The 17,309-nt window shown below is 65.3% G+C and carries 14 protein-coding genes; 6 read left to right on the forward strand and 8 right to left on the reverse strand.

Features of this window, described 5'->3' with window-relative positions:
* Window positions 1-329 precede the first annotated feature (329 nt).
* From Q0D31_RS04040 to Q0D31_RS04050, 3 genes are all read left to right on the forward strand, one after another.
* Window positions 330-707, forward strand: a complete 378-nt coding sequence (locus Q0D31_RS04040) for a VOC family protein (protein ID WP_291845592.1) — start codon at window positions 330-332, stop codon at window positions 705-707.
* A 257-nt stretch (window positions 708-964) separates the two neighbouring features.
* Complete coding sequence (locus tag Q0D31_RS04045) at window positions 965-2,239, forward strand: acyl-CoA dehydrogenase family protein (protein WP_291845595.1); 1,275 nt, start codon at window positions 965-967, stop codon at window positions 2,237-2,239.
* A gap of 228 nt (window positions 2,240-2,467) precedes the next feature.
* Complete coding sequence (locus tag Q0D31_RS04050; protein WP_291845597.1) at window positions 2,468-3,088, forward strand: flavin reductase family protein; 621 nt, start codon at window positions 2,468-2,470, stop codon at window positions 3,086-3,088.
* On the opposite strand, the gene Q0D31_RS04055 is transcribed toward Q0D31_RS04050, so the two are convergent.
* From Q0D31_RS04055 to Q0D31_RS04065, 3 genes are all read right to left on the reverse strand, one after another.
* Window positions 3,085-3,843, reverse strand: coding sequence for an alpha/beta hydrolase (locus Q0D31_RS04055; RefSeq protein ID WP_291845599.1), 759 nt, complete (start codon window positions 3,841-3,843; stop codon window positions 3,085-3,087). The two genes, Q0D31_RS04050 and Q0D31_RS04055, sit on opposite strands and share 4 nt — an antisense overlap.
* Window positions 3,844-4,169: 326 nt before the next feature.
* Window positions 4,170-5,063, reverse strand: a complete 894-nt coding sequence (yghU, locus tag Q0D31_RS04060) for a glutathione-dependent disulfide-bond oxidoreductase (RefSeq protein WP_291845601.1) — start codon at window positions 5,061-5,063, stop codon at window positions 4,170-4,172.
* A 124-nt stretch (window positions 5,064-5,187) separates the two neighbouring features.
* Window positions 5,188-6,846, reverse strand: coding sequence for an NAD(P)/FAD-dependent oxidoreductase (locus Q0D31_RS04065; protein ID WP_291845603.1), 1,659 nt, complete (start codon window positions 6,844-6,846; stop codon window positions 5,188-5,190).
* 244 nt (window positions 6,847-7,090) lie between these two features.
* On the opposite strand from Q0D31_RS04065, the gene Q0D31_RS04070 reads away from it, so the two are divergent.
* Together Q0D31_RS04070 and Q0D31_RS04075 are read left to right on the forward strand one after the other, a co-directional pair.
* Complete coding sequence (locus tag Q0D31_RS04070) at window positions 7,091-8,224, forward strand: nitronate monooxygenase family protein (protein WP_291845605.1); 1,134 nt, start codon at window positions 7,091-7,093, stop codon at window positions 8,222-8,224.
* A gap of 139 nt (window positions 8,225-8,363) precedes the next feature.
* Complete coding sequence (locus tag Q0D31_RS04075; protein WP_291845607.1) at window positions 8,364-9,881, forward strand: acetyl-CoA acetyltransferase; 1,518 nt, start codon at window positions 8,364-8,366, stop codon at window positions 9,879-9,881.
* Between the two features lie 97 nt (window positions 9,882-9,978).
* On the opposite strand, the gene Q0D31_RS04080 is transcribed toward Q0D31_RS04075, so the two are convergent.
* The 4 genes from Q0D31_RS04080 to ltnD all read right to left on the reverse strand — a co-directional run bounded on the left by Q0D31_RS04080 (window position 9,979) and on the right by ltnD (window position 15,577).
* A complete protein-coding gene (locus Q0D31_RS04080) occupies window positions 9,979-12,009 on the reverse strand; it encodes a methyl-accepting chemotaxis protein (protein WP_291845609.1) in 2,031 nt (676 codons plus the stop codon).
* 454 nt (window positions 12,010-12,463) lie between these two features.
* Entirely contained in the window at window positions 12,464-13,741 is a 1,278-nt protein-coding gene (gene otnK / locus Q0D31_RS04085; protein WP_291845611.1) for a 3-oxo-tetronate kinase, read from the reverse strand.
* Window positions 13,738-14,520, reverse strand: a complete 783-nt coding sequence (gene otnI / locus Q0D31_RS04090) for a 2-oxo-tetronate isomerase (RefSeq protein ID WP_291845613.1) — start codon at window positions 14,518-14,520, stop codon at window positions 13,738-13,740. The genes otnK and otnI overlap by 4 nt, the downstream gene beginning before the upstream one ends.
* A gap of 31 nt (window positions 14,521-14,551) precedes the next feature.
* Window positions 14,552-15,577: an L-threonate dehydrogenase gene (gene ltnD / locus Q0D31_RS04095; protein WP_291845615.1), complete on the reverse strand. Its 1,026-nt coding sequence runs from the start codon at window positions 15,575-15,577 to the stop codon at window positions 14,552-14,554.
* Between ltnD and Q0D31_RS04100 the strand changes: the two genes are divergently transcribed.
* Complete coding sequence (locus tag Q0D31_RS04100; protein WP_291845617.1) at window positions 15,576-16,235, forward strand: aldolase; 660 nt, start codon at window positions 15,576-15,578, stop codon at window positions 16,233-16,235. The genes ltnD and Q0D31_RS04100 overlap by 2 nt on opposite strands.
* 159 nt (window positions 16,236-16,394) lie before the next feature.
* Here the strand turns inward: Q0D31_RS04100 and Q0D31_RS04105 are convergent, their stop codons facing one another.
* Window positions 16,395-17,210, reverse strand: a complete 816-nt coding sequence (locus Q0D31_RS04105; protein WP_291845619.1) for a putative hydro-lyase — start codon at window positions 17,208-17,210, stop codon at window positions 16,395-16,397.
* Between the last annotated feature and the right edge of the window lie 99 nt (window positions 17,211-17,309).

The following is a 17,309-nucleotide window of genomic DNA, read 5'->3' on the forward strand; positions in this document are numbered from 1 at the left end:
TGTCGTCTCCCAGCCGCGTCATGTCCCAGCCCCCCGCGGCAGGAAGGTCAGGGCTGGCATCCCAGAAATAGTGATCCACCCGGTGATGCTTCAAGATGCCAGAGTGCGTCGAGGCGCCGCGTTTGCCAGCATTAACTAGGCGTAATCTGCCGGCTTCGACCCGACACCCGGCTCCGGAGCACTTCCTTGCCCCGCGGCCATCGCCGCTTGTACAAGGCCGTCGCCGCCTCCTATATTGCCGCGGCAACGACGGCTCCGGGGCCATTCCTGGCTGAGTTCCGGGTAACGGTAACCGATCGTCGAAAAACAAAACCCGAGGAAATGAAGAAATGTTTTCGCATGTGATGATCGGCACCAATGACCTCGACAGGGCCAAGACGTTCTATGACGCGCTGCTTGGCGCGCTCGACGTCCGCCCCGCCAGGGTCGACCGCCACCGGATTTTCTATTCCACCAAGACCGGCACCTTCTCGGTCTCGAAGCCGATCAACGGCCAGCCGGCGACGGCCGCCAATGGCGGCACCATCGGCTTTGCCGCCAGCTCGCCGGCGCAGGCCGACGCCTGGCACGCAGCCGGCATCGCCCATGGCGCGACAACTTGCGAGGATCCGCCCGGCTGGCGCGAGAGCCCCGCCGGCAAATTCTACCTGGCCTATCTGCGCGATCCCGACGGCAACAAGCTCTGCGCCATGCACCGGCCGACATAACGGGGCTGCCAGACCTCATCCTGAGGAGCATCGCGAAGCGATGCGTCTCGAAGGATAAATGGCACCGGCGGGGCCTCATGGTTCGAGACGGCGCTATAGCGCCTCCTCACCATGAGGTTCGCCACTTCGCGGTTCGCCACTTGCCACGAGGCGGAAAATTGCCCCGTGAATGTACAAAGCCTGTTGCGCCGTTTACATTGCCGGCCAACCAATAGCGCGCACCCAAAAAAAGCCTGCGCCAACGGGAGAAACGACCCATGAAACACGCCTACATCCCGCGAACGACGACCTACAACCTCAATCCGGGCGAGGAACTGAACGATCTCAGAATGTCGGACCAGGTCCGTCCGCTGTACGAGCACGTCAAGAAATTCATCCGCGAGACCGTCGACCCGATGTCGGTGGAATTCGTGCGCCTTGGCGAGAACAAGAAGGACCGCTGGAGCTTTACCCCCGAGCAGCTCGCCGTGCTGCAGAAAGCCAAGGACAAGGCCAAGGAGGAAGGGCTGTGGAACTTCTTCCTGCCTGACGACGAGACCGGCCAGGGGCTGAAGAATCTCGACTACGCCTATATCGCGGTCGAGCTTGCGAAGAATCCGATGGCCTCGGAGACCATGAACTGCTCGGCCCCGGATACCGGCAACATGGAGGTGCTGGAGCGGGTCGGCACCAAGGCGCAGAAGGAGAAGTGGCTGAAACCACTGCTGTCGGGCGAGATCCGCTCCGCCTACGCCATGACCGAGCCCAACGTCGCCTCCTCCGACGCCAAGAACATCTCGACCTCGGCCAAGCTCGTCGGCGACGAATGGGTGATCAACGGCGAGAAGTACTACATTTCAGGCGCCGGCGATCCGCGCTGCAAGATCATGATCGTGATGGTCAAGACCAACCCGGACGCGCCGCCGAGCAAGCAGCAGTCTCAGATCCTGGTGCCGATCGACACGCCCGGCGTCGAGATCCTCGGTCCGATGCATGTATTCGGCCACGACCACGCCCCGCGCGGCCACATGCACCTGCGCTTCAACAATTGCCGGGTGCCGAAGGAGAACCTCCTGCTCGGCGAAGGCCGCGGCTTCGAGATTTCGCAGGTTCGCCTCGGGCCGGGCCGCATCCATCACTGCATGCGCACGATCGGCAAGGCGGAGAAGGCGCTGGACCTGATGGTGTCGCGCGGACTGACCCGTGAAGCCTTCGGCAAGAAGATCGCCCATCTCGGCGGCAATCTGCAGATCATCGCGCAGGCGCGCTGCGAGATCGAGGCGATGCGGCTGATGGTGCTGAAGGCCGCCAAGGCGATGGACGTGCTCGGCAACAAGGAGGCGCGGATCTGGGTCAGCATGGTCAAGGCCATGGTGCCGGAGCGCACCTGCCGCATCATCGACCAGGCGATCCAGATGCACGGGGCGACCGGCATCTCGCAGTGGAGCCCGCTCGGCGAAATGTACCAGGACGTCCGCCACCTCCGCTTTGCCGACGGCCCCGACGAGGTCCACTGGATGGTGGTCGGCCGCCACGAACTGAGCATGCCATAGGGCTATTGGGGCGCTCGCGGGAATCCCCGTGCGGCGCCCCCACCCTAACCCTCCCCCGCAAGCGGGAGAGGGAACGGAGCGCGTTGTGTAATTGACGGCGGACGCACAACACGCGACGCCGCACTCCCTCTCCCGCTTGCGGGGGAGGGTTAGGGTGGGGGTGCCTCCGCGGGCTCCCCTCTCCGAAATCCCTCTTGCCGCCAAACGCAGCAAAACCGGAAGCATTCCATGCAATACGCCGCCGACGACCTGACGCCCCGCGAGCGCTACAAGGTGCTGACCTCCTTCGTGCTGCCGCGGCCGATCGCCTGGGTGACGACGATCGGGCCGGCCGGCGTGGTCAACGCGGCGCCGTTCAGCTTCTTCAACGTGTTCTGCGAGGACCCGCCGCTGTGCATGTTCGCCGCCAATCTGCGCCCCGACGGCCGCGTCAAGGACACCGTGGTCAACATCCGCGCCAGCAACGAATTCGTGGTCAACATGACCGACGAGCCGCTGGCGCTGGCGATGCATGAATCCAGCGGCGACTTCCCGCCCGATGTCGGCGAGCCTGATTATCTGAAGCTGAAGTTGGCGCCGTCGACCAAAATCGCGGTGCCGCGGCTGGCCGACGCGCCGTTTGCGATGGAATGCAGGACCTGGAAGGAGATCGACGTCAACGGCGACCGGCTATTGGTGATGGGCGAAGGCATCCACTTCCATATCCGCGACGAATTGTGGGACCACGCCGCAATGCGCGTCCACATGGATCGCTATCACCCGATCGGCCGCATGTTCGCCGACCGCTATTGCCGGACCGACGACCGGGTGGTGTTCCCGCCGGCCGAGGGCGCAAAGCGCGCCGGTTAGGCGGTCGCCGGCCGGTGGGCGCGCAGGAAGGATCGGATCTGGCGCACCGCGAGCGGCACCCGCTCCTTCGGCTCCTTCCACGGAAACAGGCTGACTTCCGCATTCGGCGCCAGCATCGCGCTCTCCATCGCGACGTCATAGGGATGCGCGGGGATGTCGTCGGGCAGGACCAGGACCGGCGTCCGGCACTGGCGCACGAAATCGCGGGTCACGGTGAAGACGAAATCGGGGTTGTTGCGGTACATCCGGGTCAGGAATTTCTCGGCCTGCGCCATCGTGAGATCGGGCCGCTGCTTGAGCAGCTGCGGCGCCCAGCCCTTGATGTTGTTGTCGTAGAACAGATCGCGCATCTCCGGGCGCGAGCCTGACGGCATTGCCAGCACGGCCGCGACAACGCGCTCCGGCGCGCGCTTGATCAGGTTCCAGATCAAGGGACCGCCGATGCAGAAACCCAGCACCATGAATTTCTTGAAGCCGAGGTGGTCCATCAGGGCTAGCTGGTCGTCGGTATGGGAATCCCAGGGACGCTCGATCTCGAGCGGGCCGGTCGATTGGCCGGGCGGGGCGTTGCGCAGGTCGAAGGCGATGCAGCGGTACTCGTCGCCGAACTCCTCGATGGCGTTGAACGGCGGATAATCGCCGGTGATCCCCGCAATGTTCGAGTTCAAGCCGCCGCCGGCGATCAAGAGCAGCGGGAAGCCGGAGCCGGTCTCCTCATAGTGAATGCGAACGGCGCCTTTTTCGAAGAAGCTCATGGCGGTTTCCCCTGTCCTTTTTTAGCGCGCGTACGCGGCGCGCAATTTGTCGGGCCTCCATTGAGAGTCCCCGTGGGGCGCCCCCACCCCAACCCTCCCCCGCAAGGGGGAGAGGGAGCCGGGCGCGCGCTGCTTGGTGAAGAGCTTAGTCGACGGCGCGGATGTTGGCCAACAAGGAAGGTATTGTCGCAACACGCGCCCCCTCTCCCGCTTGCGGGGGAAGGTCGGGGTGGGGGTGCTGCTGCGCATTCGACTCGTGGAGAGTCCCCCCTCACCCGGCGCTTCGCGCCGACCTCTCCCCGCAAGCGGGGCGAGGTAAGCAAGCCTCACGCTTTCGCAGGCTCGCCGATCTTGTCCTGCGTCTTCGTGTCGAAATCGCCGGCGTCATGCCGCTCGTGCAATTGGCTGGCCGGATCGCCCGTGACCCGGTTGACCTTGCGTCCGCGCTGCACGGCGGGGCGCTTGGCGATCGCGTCGGTCCAGCGCTGCACGTTCTTGTATTCGTGCACCGACAGGAATTCGCCGGCGCCATAGACCAGGCCCTTGGCCAGCGCGCCATACCATGGCCAGGTCGCGATGTCGGCGATCGTGTAGTCGCTGCCTGCGAGATATTCATTGTCGGCCAGCCGGCGGTCGAGCACGTCGAGCTGGCGCTTCACCTCCATGGCGAAGCGGTCGATGGCGTATTCGATCTTGGTCGGCGCGTAGGCGTAGAAATGACCGAAGCCGCCGCCGAGATAGGGCGCGCTGCCCATCTGCCAGAACAGCCAGGACAGGCATTCGGCCCGCGCCTGCCCGCCGGCCGGCAGGAAGGCGCCGAACTTTTCAGCCAAATGCAACAGGATCGACCCGGATTCAAACACCCGGATCGGCACAGGCCCGCTGCGGTCCATCAGCGCCGGAATCTTGGAATTCGGATTGACCGCGACAAAGCCGCTGCCGAACTGGTTGCCGTCGATCCTGATCAGCCAGGCGTCGTATTCCGCGCCGCGGTGGCCGGCCGCAAGCAACTCCTCGAACATGACCGTGACCTTGACGCCGTTTGGCGTCGCCAGCGAATAGAGCTGGAACGGATGGCGGCCGACCGGCAGCTCCGCCTCATGGGTCGCGCCCGCGATCGGGCGATTGATCGCCGCGAAGCGGCCACCGCTCTCCTTGTTCCAGCTCCAGACTTTCGGCGGAACGTAGGCGGTGGGATCGGTCGCGGGGGCGTCGGTCATGCGTTTGACTCCGGGAGCGTAGGGTGGGGCAAAGGCGCGCTTGCGCCGTGCCCACCATGCGAATGTTCGTGTTGAATATGGTGGGCACGCTGCGCTCTGCCCACCCTACAAATACCTGCTTCCGTCAGGACGCCGCCACCTTCCGCGGCTGTTCCGCCTGCCCCATCACAAACCCTTCATAGCCCTTGGCGGCGACCTCGTTGCAGATCTGCCGGTAAGGGCCGACGCCGCCGATATAGGGCATGAAGATCCTGGGCTTGCCGGGGACGTTGGCGCCCATGTACCAGGAATTGGCCTGCGGGTAGAGCGTGGTGTAGGCGACCTCGTTGACATGGGCGACCCATTTGTCTTCGGCGTCGACAGCGGCCTCCATCGTTTCGAGGCCATGGTCGCGCATATAGGCCATGCAGTCGGCGATCCAGTCGACATGCTGCTCGATCGAGACGATCATGTTCGACAGCACCGAGGGGCTGCCGGGACCGGTGACGATGAAAAGGTTGGGGAAGCCTGAGCTCATCAGCCCGAGATAGGTGCGCGGGCCTGCGGCCCATTTCTGGTTCAGCGTCTGGCCGCCGCGGCCGTGAATGTCGATCTTCGCCACCGATCCGGTCATGGCGTCGAAGCCGGTCGCCAGCACCAGCGCGTCAACCTGGTAATCCTTGGCCGCCGTCCGCACGGCGCTTTCGGTGATCTCCTCGATCGGGTTGGACCTGATGTCGACCAGCGTCACGTTGGGGCGGTTGAAGGTCGCGAAATAATCGGTGTCGATGCAGATGCGCTTGGAGCCGATCGGGTGGTTGTCCGGCTGCAACAATCTAGCGGTTTCGGGGTCCCTGACGATCTCTGCGATCTTGGCGCGGACGAAATCGGCGGCGGTGTCGTTGGCCGCCTTGTCCAGCGCCAGGTTGTTGTAGACCGACATGAAGGTGAGTCCGCCGCGATTCCAGCGCGCCTCGTATTTTGAGCGGCGCTCGTTGTCGCCGTCGTCGAGCGCGCCGCGGTCGGGCAGCTCGGTGTAGATGCCGTTCCTTGCCTCCTCGCGGGCGAAGCGCCGGATCTCCGGATAGTTGGCGCGGAATTTCTCTCGCTCTTCATCGGTCAGCGGCGCGTTGCGCGCCGGGATCGAGAAGTTCGCGGTGCGCTGAAACACCGTCAGCTGGCTCGCCTGCTCGGCGATGACGGGCACCGACTGGATCGCCGACGACCCGGTGCCGATAACGCCGACGCGCTGGCCGGTGAAATCGACCGCTTCATGCGGCCAGTGGCCGGTGTGGTAGACATTGCCCTTGAACCGATCGAGGCCCTTGATGTCGGGCATCCGCGCGTTCGACAGGCATCCGGTGGCGAGCACGACGTGTTTGGCGGTGACGACCTTGCCATCGGACGTCGAAACCGACCACAGGCGGGCCGTCTCGTCGAACACGGCACGCTCGACGCGGGTGTCGAACTGGATGTCGGACCGCAGCTCGAAGCGGTCGGCGACGTGGTTGGCGTATTGCAGGATCTCGGGCTGTGGCGCGTAGCGCTCGCTCCAGTTCCATTGCTGCTGCAGGTCTTCCGAGAACGAATAGGAATACTGCATGCTCTCGACGTCGCAGCGCGCGCCGGGATAGCGGTTCCAGTACCAGGTGCCGCCGACGCCCGAACCCTGCTCATAGACCCGCGCCGTCATCCCCTGCCCGCGCAACCGGTGCAGCATATACATGCCGGCAAATCCGGCGCCGACCACGACGACGTCGTAGGATGCGGCCGGATTGGCGGCGACGGATGGCTTGACGGACATGGCCTCGGCTCTCCCGGACATCTTCATAGATTTGGCCGGCAGCATTCTCCGGGGCCCTTCAAAGCGCAAGAGACAAAAGCGCGGCCTGGCCGTGCATATTTTGCGAGGTGGAATGTTCTCGCCGCGTGGGAGATGAGGGCCGCGCCGGCGCGCTTGGCTTCCCGCCCTCCGATAGGCTAGCGTCGGGACAATACCGCCGCCAGAAGCCAGCAATGCGCGGCCGCCACAGGGAGCGAGCGCAACCATGAAAACGCCGATCTGCGACCTGCTGGGCATCGAGTTCCCCCTGTTCGCCTTCAGCCATTGCCGCGACGTGGTCGCCGCCGTCAGCCGCGCCGGCGGGTTCGGCGTGCTGGGCGCGACCGCGCATTCGCCCGAGACCATCGAACTGGAGCTGAAGTGGATCGACGATCACACCGACGGCAAGCCCTATGGGCTCGACGTGCTGATCCCGGAAAACATCTCGACCGCGGGCGAAAAGGACGTCACCTGGAAGAGCCTGGAGGCGCGGATCTCGCCGCAGCACCGCGACTTCACCCGCAACCTGCTGAGAAAATACGACATCGAACTGACGACAACCAATGTCGCCGACAACCAGCCGCAGCCGTTCGACGCGCAGCGCGCCCTTGAGGTGCTCGAGGTTTCGTTCCGCCACCCGATCAGGCTGATCGCCAACGCGCTCGGCGTGCCGCCAAGGGCCATGATCGAGATGGGCCGGAAGCACGATGTTCCGGTCGCCGCCCTCGTCGGCTCCAAGGAGCATGCGCTGCGGCAGGTCGCCGCCGGCGTCGACATTCTCGTCGCCCAGGGCACCGAGGCCGGCGGGCACTGCGGCGAGGTCTCGACCATGGTGCTGGTGCCCGAAGTGATCAAGGCGATCAAACCGATCCGCGACGTGCCGGTGCTGGCCGCGGGCGGCATCATGACCGGGCGGCAGATGGCGGCCTGCATGGCGATGGGCGCGGCCGGCGCCTGGACCGGCTCGGTCTGGCTGGCCACCGTCGAGTCCGAGACCACGGAGATTTTCCGCGAGAAGATGATCGCGGCCTCCTCGCGCGACGCCATCCGTTCCAAGGGCCGCACCGGAAAGCCGGCGCGGCAGTTGCGCTCGGTGTGGACCGACGCCTGGGACCGCGGGCCGGACAGTCCCGGCGCGTTGCCGATGCCGCTGCAGAGCATCATCAGCCGCGACGCCTTCAACTCGATCGACCGCGCGGCCGCCGCCGGCAACGTCAAGGCGCGCGATCTCGTCAGCTACTTCGTCGGCCAGGGTGTTGGGCTGATCGACAGCGTCAAATCGGCGGGCGCCGTGGTGCAGGAGTTCAAGGAAGATTTCGCCGACGCGGTCGAGCACATGAACGCGCTGATGGAGGAGTGATAGCTTCTCACCGTCATTGCGAGCGCAGCGAAGCAATCCATACTTTCTTTCTTGGCCGCGCGATGGATTGCTTCGCTGCGCTCGCAATGACGAAATCTACAAACTGCGAACTCTCTCGAGAAAACAAGAGCAAGAAACAATGCCGAGCAATGCCGCCCTCCCCGAAGACCGCATTCCCGTCATCGTCGGCGTCGGCGAGATCGTCGACCGGCCAAAGGAGATCGCCGACGGTCTTGAACCGATGGCGCTGCTGGAGCAAGCGGTGCGGCGGGCGGAGGCGGACAGCGGGGCGAAGCTGCTCGGCGACACCGGCTCGCTCGACGTCGTCAATTTCCTGAGCTGGCGCTACCGCGACCCCGAGAAGCAACTGGCGGGACGGCTCGGCATCGCGCCTTCGCATTGCTATTACGGCCCGGTCGGCGGCGAGAGCCCGATCCGCTACATTCACGAGGCGGCACAGCGCATCGCCCGCGGCGAGTGCAGCGTCGCGGTGGTCTGCGGCGCGGAAGCGCAATCGACCGCGACCAAGGCCGAGCGCGGCGGCGTCGCGCTGCCGTGGACGCCGTTCGCGCATGACGTCGAGGAGCCGAAGCGCGGCGCGGCGTTCCAGAAGCCGATGGCGGTAAAGCTCGGCGTGTTCCGTCCGATCACGGTCTACCCGCTTTATGAGTCGGCGACTTCGGCGCATTGGGGCCAGACCCCGCGCGAGGCGCTGGCGGAATCCGGTGCACTGTGGTCGACCTTTGCGAAAGTCGCGTCGGACAATCCCAATTCGTGGCTCAAGAAGCGGTTCACGCCGGAAGAGATCACGACGCCGACGCCGGACAACCGGCTGATCGCCTGGCCCTACACCAAGCTGATGGTGGCCAATCCGACCGTCAACATGGGGGGCGCGGTGCTATTGACGTCGCTGGCCAAGGCCCGCGCCGCCGGCGTCGCCGAGGACCGGCTGGTCTATCCCCTCGGCGGCGCCTCGGCGGAAGAGCCGCGCGATTATTTGGTGCGCGACCAGTTCTACGAAAGCCATCCGCAGAACGCCGTGCTGAAGGCGGTGATGGACCTGGTCGGGGGCGACGGCCGGAAGTTCGACGCCATCGAGCTCTACAGCTGCTTTCCCTGCGTGCCCAAGATGGCCCGGCGAACGCTCGGGCTCGGCGCCGACGTCCAGCCGACGGTGACCGGCGGGCTCACCTTCTTCGGCGCCCCGCTCAACACCTACATGACGCACGCGGCTTGCGCGATGGTGCGGGCCTTGCGCGGACGCGGCCAGCTCGGCCTGCTCTACGGCCAGGGCGGATTCGTCACCAAGCACCACGCCCTGGTGCTGTCGCGCAACGCGCCGGGAGAGCCGCTTGGGCAGAACACCAGCGTACAGGCCGAGGCCGACCGTCATCGCCGCAAGGTGCCGGACTTCGTCACCGAGGCATCAGGCAACGGCAAGGTCGAGAGCTTTACCGTGATCTACAAAGGCAAAGGCGAGGTCGAGCACGGCGTGGTGATGCTGCGCACCGAAACCGATCAGCGGGCGCTGGCCCGCGTTCCCGCCGACGACGCCGCGACGTTGGCGCATCTTCTGAACATGGACCGGACGCCGGTCGGAACGCTCGGCGCGATCGCGACCGCCGGGGATGGCGTACTGGAATGGCGCGCGGGTTAGAGCATGATCCGGAAAAGTGTGCAGCGGTTTTCCGAAAAGATCATGCTCCAACAAAAAGCTAAAGCGCGATGATGATTCATCCCAATCTCATCGCGCTTTAGGCCGCCCGCACTGAATCCAGGAACTTGCCAACCTCGAGCTTGAGGCGGCTTGAGTCCGACGACAGCGACCGGGCCGAGGACAGCACCTGCGCCGAAGCCGAACCGGTTTCGCTGGCGCCGCGCTGCACGTCGGCGATGTTGGAGGAGACCTGCAGCGTGCCTTGGGCGGCCTGCTGCACACTGCGGGAGATTTCCTTGGTCGCGGTTCCCTGCTCTTCCACCGCGGTCGCAATCGTGGAGGAGATCTCGGAAAGCTTGCCGATCGTGGCGCTGATCGCCTGGATCGCCCCGACCGACTCCCGGGTCGCAGCCTGGATCCCCGTGATCTGCTGGTCGATCTCGCCGGTCGCTTTCGAAGTCTGCTCCGCCAGCGCCTTGACCTCGGAGGCCACGACGGCGAAGCCGCGCCCGGCGGCGCCGGCGCGCGCAGCTTCGATGGTGGCGTTCAGCGCCAGCAGATTGGTCTGTTCGGCAATGCTGTTGATCAGTTCGACCACGGCGCCGATCCGGGCCGCCGCCTTCGACAGTTCGCTCACCCTGTCATTGGTCGCACGGGCCTGATCCACGGCATCGTTGGCCATCCGCGCCGATTCCTGAACCTGACGGCCGATCTCGGTGATGGACGACGCCATCTCCTCGGTGGCGGATGAAACCGACTGCACGTTGGTGGAAGCCTCCTCGGAAGCGGCGGCGACGGTTGTCGTGAGTTCCTGCGCGCGCGCCGCCGTCGCGGTCAGCGTGCTGGCGGAGGCTTCGAGTTCGGTCGAAGCCGACGACACGGTTTCCACGATCTCACCTACCGCGCCCTCGAAATCGTCGGCGAGCTTGATCATCTCGGTCTTGCGCTGTTGGGCGGCGACCTGGTCCTGCGCGACCTGGGCCTCCGCCTCATCGCGCGCTTTCTGCTCGGCGTTTTCGCGAATCACGGTCACGGTCTTGGCGAGGTCGCCGATTTCGTCGCCACGGCCGGCGCCGGGAATCGCGATATCGAGATTGCCGCCGGCCATCTTCGCCAGCGCGCCGTTCAGGCGCGTCATCGGACGCGCGACCCCTATGAAGGAGAATACCATCGAGACGATCAGCGATATGACGACGACGATCGTCATGATCAGGTTGACGCGGTTAGCCAGCGCCGTATCGGCCATCGCCTCCTCCTTGGCGGACTTTTCGTTTCTTTGCGCGAATTCGACGGTTGCCTCCATCACTTCGGCGGCGCTGGCGACGAGCTTGACGGTGCGGTTGACGACGATGTCGTCCTTCAATTGCTCGGTCTTGACGATGTCCTCGTTGGCGGCCACGAAACGCTTGACGATCGCCGACAGCGAACTGACCACGACCAGCAAATCGCGGTCGTCCGCCTCGCCGCGCAACTTGTTGAAGACGTCCTTCAGCGAGGCGTCGGTCTTGGCCATCTCGGCCAGCAGGCTGGTATCGCCGGTGAATCCCAATCGCCAGGCTGCAGCCCGCAGCGAGTTCACCTTGGCATCCGCCAGGAACAGCAGCCGTTCGATCTCCATGCGGTTGTCCAGCTTGGCCAGCGCCGGCGAAGCCAATTGGGCGTCGAGTGCCTTGGTCCACTCGGCAGAGATCGTCGAGCGGGCATCGATCTGCGCGAGCAAGGCCATCTGGGTCTTGGCGAGGTCTTCCACCGCGATCGCAAAGCTTTCCGACAAGGACTTGATCTTCTGCAGCCTTTCCCTGGTCTCCAACTGCTCGGCGGTCGCCAGCGCCGTATCCATTTCCCTTGCCTGTGATGTCTTGAAACGCCGCAGGTCGGCGACGGCCGTTTCAACATCGGCTGCCGTCCTGGCCAATCTGATATCGCGGCCGGCGATCTGCATTTTCCGCAGATCCAGATACGCCGCCAGCGAATTGTCCGCCACCACTTGCGCGCGGCCGGCGCGTTCGCTGGACGCCGTGATCTTGGCCTCGGTGCTCATCTGGTTGGCCGCCATGCCGACCGCCAGCAGGATGCCGATTGCGCCGGCCAGGCCCAGCTTGTTTCCGATGCGGTTGAGCTTGATCATGTCTGTGGACTCCAGATTCCCTGAGGGAGCTTTTCTGCGTGCGGTGTTTCAGCGGGAAACGGGACGCGGCAACCGCCGCGTGTAGATTCGAACCCGCCCCGCAAAGTAGGCACAACAGGTTAATTTCCGCTTGACCCCGCAGGCGCGTGTTCGGCCCGGCAATGAGGAATTCGCGCCAGCGCGAGGAAGCGGGCGCCCGCCCAGGGGCGGTCCCCGTCGCCCGCGACTCCCCGCGCGAACGCGAGGGATGCCCGTCAGGAAAGGTCTTTTGCGCCTTATGACGACGCCTTGAGGCTCAGAAGACCGCTGGCCGGCGCCGGTGCCGGCCAATACACGCGCGCCAGCTTCCCGCGGGTGCAAGGGATGCGACGCGGTCTGATTGTATTAATTTTCTGGTCCGTGGAATTACGGTCCACCGTAAGGACCCTTCAGAGAACGAATGGCAGCGGCGCGATCAGCGAATCAACCTAAGCGCGTCGGAGAAAAAATCGGGCCCGCCGAAATTTCCCGATTTCAGCGCCAGCAGCATCTCGCCGGTCGCGGTGCCGACGGCGCGCAGAACCGGCACGCCCGCCGCGATTTCCTCGCCGACGAGAAATCCGGGAATCCGCAGGCGATCGACCACCGCGCCCGAGGTTTCGCCGCCTGCGACCACCAGACGCCGCACGCCTGACCGCACCAGGCCTTCCGCGATCTCGGCCATCGCCTGCTCGATGGCATGTCCGGCCGCATCGCGGCCATGGCGGGACTGCAGGGCCGCGACCTGATCCGGCGTCGAACTGCTGGCGATCAGGATCGGACTGTCTCCGAGATGGGCGTTCGCCCAGGCCAGCGCTCGCCTGGCTTCATCGGGACCGGCGACGATCCTCTCGGGGTCGAGACGCAGCACCGCCATGGACTTTTCCGCGTTCGCGACCTGCTGCAGGGTGGCCTGCGAACAGCTCCCGGCGAGACAGGCCGCGGGACCGCCGACCGCCGCGCCGGATACCGCGCCGGCCGACCCCGATGTGACCTTCCCGGCAGCGACCAGCGCGCGGGCAAGACCGAGCCCGATGCCGGAGGCGCCGACGGACAGGCGGTGATCCAGCGCGACCCGGCCGATGGTTTCGAGGTCGCGGTCGAACACGGCGTCGATCACCGCGGCGCCGACGCCGCCTCCCGCGAGATCTGCAAGACGGCCGCGAACCGCGTCCACCCCCCGCGCCAGGGTGGCGAGATCGACCAGCCCGACCTTGCCTCGGCTCTGCCGCGCCAGCACCCGCACCAGATTGGAATCGTGCATCGGGTTGAGCGGGTGGTCCTTCAGCGGGCTTTCGTTCAGCGGCACGGCACCCACAAAAAGATTGCCCTGATAGACGGTGCGGCCGGTCTCCGGGAACGCCGGCGTCACCAGCACGATCTTCTCGCCGCAATCGGCGCGCAGCGCGTCCATGACCGGGCCGATATTGCCGGCGTCGGTGGAGTCGAAAGTCGAGCAGATCTTGAACAGCACGTGGCCGGCGCCGCGGCCACGCAGCCATTTCTCGGCGGCGCGGGAACGATCCACCGCAAGCCCCGCCTCGATCGAACGGCTCTTGAGCGAGACCACGACCGCATCGACCTCCGGCAAGGTCAGATCGTCCGGGGGCACGCCGATGGTCTGCACCGTGCGCAAGCCCTGACGGGTCAGCGTGTTGGCGAGATCGGAGGCGCCGGTATAGTCGTCGGCGATGCAGCCGAGAGATAATTTCACGGCTTGGCTCCGGCATAGGGCTTGAACCAGCCGAGACCGTCGATGGTCTTGCCGCGCGGGTTGTACTCGCAACCGACGAAGCCGGCATAGCCCAGCCGATCCAGTTCCGCGAACAGGAACGGATAGTTCAATTCCTCGCCGTCGGGTTCGTTGCGGGAGGGGATGCTTGCGATCTGGACATGGCCGGTGATCGGCATCATCTCGCGCAGCCGCATGGTGACGTCGCCATGGATGATCTGGCAATGATAGATGTCGAACTGCAGCTTCAGGTTCGGGATCTTCAATTCGACGATCAGGTCGCGCGCGAAACCAAAATCGTTGAGGAAGTAGCCAGGCACGTTGCGCGGGTTGATCGGCTCGATCACGACGTCGATGTCATGCGGCGTGAAGAACTCCGCCGTCCACGCCACCGACTTGTAGAATTGCTCGACCGCCTTGATATCGCTGCGGCTGGCGATGCCCGCCATCAGATGCACGCGCTTGACGCCGGTGGCCTTCACGTAAGGCAACGCGGTTTCCAGGCCTTTCTTCAGATCGTCGAAACGCGCCGGCAGCGCGGCGAAACCCTTTTCGCCGGCGTCCCAATTGCCCGGCGGCAGGTTGAACAGCGCCTGCGTCAGGCCGTTGCGCTTCAGCCGTTCGCCGACGGCCTCGGCCGGATGATCATAGGGAAACAGGAACTCGACCGCGGCAAAGCCCGCTTTGCCCGCGGCCTCAAAACGGTCGAGGAACGGAACCTCGTTGAACATCATGGAGAGATTGGCGGCAAAACGGGGCATGGAGGGTCCTCTGGTTTCTTGCCTCTTGCTTCTACTTCGGCTCGCCCGGCAGATGCGTGCCGGTGACCTTGGCATACATCCGCGCCACCGAGGCGTCGTCGTCGCGGCCCATGCCGGATGCGGCCGTCATCAGGAACATCTGCAGCGCCGCGGCGGCGACCGGCACCGGGAACCGGGCCGAGCGCGCCATGTCCTGGATGATGCCGAGGTCTTTGACGAAAATCTCAACCGCGCTGCGCGGCGCGTAGTCGCCGTCCAGCACATGCGGCATGCGGTTTTCGAACATCCAGGAATTGCCGGCGGAGGCCGTGATCACCTCGTAGACCTTTCTGATGTCGAGGCCCTGCCGGGCGGCGAACGTGATTGCTTCCGAGGCAACCGCGATGTGGACGCCGGCAAGCAACTGGTTGATCATCTTGAACGCCGCGCCTTGGCCGGCGGCGTCGCCCAATTCATAGAGCTTCGCCGCCATCGCATCCAGCGCCGGTCGCGCCCGGGCAAAGGCGGCCGGGCTGCCGGAGGCCAGGATGGTGAGTTCGCCCTGCGCGGCGCGCTGCGCGCCGCCCGAGATCGGCGCGTCGAGATAATGCCTTCCCGTCGCTTCGAGCTGCTTTGCCAGCCGCCGCGCCACCTCAGGGTCCATGGTGGCGGAGGAGACGAACACCGCGCCCTTGCCGAGGGTTTCGGCGACGCCATCGGCGCCGAACAGGATGGCTTCGGTCTGGGCGGCGTTGACCACCACGCTGACGACGATGTCGGCGGTCTTGGCGGCTTTCGCCGGCGTCTCGGCGCCATGGCCGCCGTCGGCCACGAACCGCTTGACCGTATCGCCCGAGACGTCGCAGCCGGTGACGTCAAATCCGGCCCGGCGCAGCGAGGTCGCCATGCCGAACCCCATCGATCCCAGCCCGATGACCGCGACGCGCGGTTTGGCGGATTCTGGCATGCGGCGGTCCCCCGAGGTTTTCTTGCGGCTTTGCTTCTGGGTATCACGGCTTGGCCGCGCTGCCAAAGCATGGGACAAGGCAAAACGGGAGGCCGCCGGGAATACCGACATGAGCGAAACCGCAATACGCGAGGAGATCTGCCGCTTCGGCCGTTCGCTGTTCGAGCGCGGGCTGACGCCGGGCTCCTCCGGCAATATCAGCGTCAGGCTCGACGACGGCGGCTGGCTGGTGACGCCGACCAACGCCTCGCTCGGGTTTCTCGACCCGGCCCGGATATCGCGGCTCGACGCCAGCGGTCGGCTGGTTTCCGGCGACGCGCCGACCAAGGAGGTGCCGCTGCATACCGCGCTCTACCAGAGCCGCAGCACCGCGCGCGCCGTGGTTCACCTGCATTCCACCCATTCGGTAGCGCTGTCGATGCTGCCCGAGATCGACCCCCGCGCCGCGCTGCCGCCGATGACGCCCTATTATTTGATGAAGTGCGGCCAGACGGCGCTGGTGCCCTATTTTCGCCCCGGCGATCCCGCCGTGGCCGACGCCATCAAGGGGCTCGCCGGCCAATACTCATCCGTGCTGCTCGCCAACCACGGGCCTGTCGTGTCAGGCGACACGCTGGAGGCGGCGGTGTTCGCGATCGAGGAGCTGGAAGAGACGGCAAAACTCTATCTGCTGCTGCGCGGACTGAACCCGCGCTATCTATCGCCGCAGCAGGTGGCGGATTTGAGCAAGACGTTCGGGCTAAGGCTGCCGGAGCATGAGCATCCGTAGGATGGGTAGAGCGCAGCGAAACCCATCATCTCTCCGCGCGATGAATTGATTGGTTTCGCTGCGCTCTACCCATCCTACGGCATCACTTTGACTTCTACAGCCCCAGATACGCCTTCCTTACATCCCGGTTGACGCAAATCTCAGCGGCACTGCCGTGCATCAAAGCACCGCCAACTGCTTGTTCAGGAGATCGGTCACCAGCATCATTCCCGGCGAATGCGTGATCGCGAACGGCAGCCTTGCCGCCGCAATCACCGATTGCGGCGTGACGCCACAGGCCCAGAACACCGGAATTTCGCCCGATCCCACCGGCACCGGATCGCCGTAGTCAGGCTTGTCGAAGTCGGCAATGCCGATCGAATGCGGATGGCCGAGGTGAACCGGCGCGCCATGCACGGAGGGAAAGCGCGAGGTGATCTGCACCGCGCGGATCGCATCCGCCGGCTTGAACGGCCGCATCGACACCACCATCGGACCGGCGAAAGGGCCGGTGGGGCTGCAGGCAATATTGGTGCGGTACATCGGCACGCGCAGCTTGCGCTCGATGTGCCGGATCGGCAGGCCATCCGCCAGCAAGGCTTCCTCGAAGGAATAGGAGCAGCCGATGACAAAGGCGACGAGGTCGTCGCGCCAATGCGCCATGATCTCGGTCGGCTCCTCCGCCACCTCGCCGTCGCGCCAGACGCGGTAGCGCGGCAGGTCGGTGCGGATGTCGAGATCAATGCCGAGCGCGAGAATGCGGGGATCGCCGACGTCGGACATGCCGATGATCGGGCAAGGTTTCGGATTGAGCTGGCAGAACCGGTGAAACGAAGCCGCCAGATTCTCCGGCAGGATCGCGAGGTTGCCCTGGACGAAGCCATTGGCGACGCCCGCCGTGGTGGCCACCATGCCGCTGCGGCAGGCGTGACGTGCTGCTACGCTGGGCAAAGGCGTATTCTGCCCGGTCGTTTCCATTCTCGCCGCACCGGTCATTTGCGATCTTGCTCCCGGCCGCTTGGCCCTCCCGTATGTGACTATGAGATCGCCTCTGTGCGCAAGACCCTGCCCTTCTCAATTCCGCCCCGGCGCGGC

Origin of the sequence: Bradyrhizobium sp. (assembly GCF_022844465.1) — a bacterium.
Taxonomy (GTDB): Bacteria; Pseudomonadota; Alphaproteobacteria; order Rhizobiales; family Xanthobacteraceae; genus Bradyrhizobium.

Bases quoted from the DNA above. Each gene is read 5' to 3' on its own strand.
- Q0D31_RS04040 (WP_291845592.1), top strand. From the start codon at position 330: ATGTTTTCGCATGTGATGATCGGCACCAATGACCTCGACAGGGCCAAG.
- Q0D31_RS04045 (WP_291845595.1), top strand. From the start codon at position 965: ATGAAACACGCCTACATCCCGCGAACGACGACCTACAACCTCAATCCG.
- Q0D31_RS04050 (WP_291845597.1), top strand. From the start codon at position 2,468: ATGCAATACGCCGCCGACGACCTGACGCCCCGCGAGCGCTACAAGGTG.
- Q0D31_RS04055 (WP_291845599.1), bottom strand. From the start codon at position 3,843: ATGAGCTTCTTCGAAAAAGGCGCCGTTCGCATTCACTATGAGGAGACC.
- yghU (WP_291845601.1), bottom strand. From the start codon at position 5,063: ATGACCGACGCCCCCGCGACCGATCCCACCGCCTACGTTCCGCCGAAA.
- Q0D31_RS04065 (WP_291845603.1), bottom strand. From the start codon at position 6,846: ATGTCCGTCAAGCCATCCGTCGCCGCCAATCCGGCCGCATCCTACGAC.
- Q0D31_RS04070 (WP_291845605.1), top strand. From the start codon at position 7,091: ATGAAAACGCCGATCTGCGACCTGCTGGGCATCGAGTTCCCCCTGTTC.
- Q0D31_RS04075 (WP_291845607.1), top strand. From the start codon at position 8,364: ATGCCGAGCAATGCCGCCCTCCCCGAAGACCGCATTCCCGTCATCGTC.
- Q0D31_RS04080 (WP_291845609.1), bottom strand. From the start codon at position 12,009: ATGATCAAGCTCAACCGCATCGGAAACAAGCTGGGCCTGGCCGGCGCA.
- otnI (WP_291845613.1), bottom strand. From the start codon at position 14,520: ATGCCCCGTTTTGCCGCCAATCTCTCCATGATGTTCAACGAGGTTCCG.
- Q0D31_RS04100 (WP_291845617.1), top strand. From the start codon at position 15,576: ATGAGCGAAACCGCAATACGCGAGGAGATCTGCCGCTTCGGCCGTTCG.
- ltnD (WP_291845615.1), bottom strand. From the start codon at position 15,577: ATGTCGGTATTCCCGGCGGCCTCCCGTTTTGCCTTGTCCCATGCTTTG.
- Q0D31_RS04105 (WP_291845619.1), bottom strand. From the start codon at position 17,210: ATGACCGGTGCGGCGAGAATGGAAACGACCGGGCAGAATACGCCTTTG.